The following is a 352-nucleotide window of genomic DNA, read 5'->3' on the forward strand; positions in this document are numbered from 1 at the left end:
GTAGCCGTATCGGAAGGTGCGGCTGGATCACCTCCTTTCTATGGAGAATCGTTTCCTGCAATGGAAACATTCAAATCGGAAGTTTAACTTCCACAATCATTTAACGCGTATCCATTTGTTCGGTTTTGATGGAATTTGCGGGGCCATAGCTCAGCTGGGAGAGCGCCTGCCTTGCAAGCAGGAGGTCAGCGGTTCGATCCCGCTTGGCTCCACCAACAAACTTCATCTATTTGTTATGTCTAGAATATTTTTTTCTTGATCCTTGAAAACTGGATACCGAAACGAATTTGCGTTTTAGAACATCTTTTAGCTATAACTTGTGTAAACAAGTACGTTAGTTATTAGCTGGAAG

General features: G+C 43.2%; 1 tRNA gene. It reads left to right on the plus strand.

What is annotated here, in order from left to right:
• The first annotated feature begins 139 nt into the window (after nucleotides 1-139).
• Nucleotides 140-215 (plus strand) — tRNA-Ala (locus UQ64_RS27160).
• Nucleotides 216-352 lie beyond the last annotated feature (137 nt).

This window comes from Paenibacillus etheri (assembly GCF_001012825.1).
In the GTDB taxonomy this organism is placed as follows: Bacteria; Bacillota; Bacilli; order Paenibacillales; family Paenibacillaceae; genus Paenibacillus_AQ; species Paenibacillus_AQ etheri.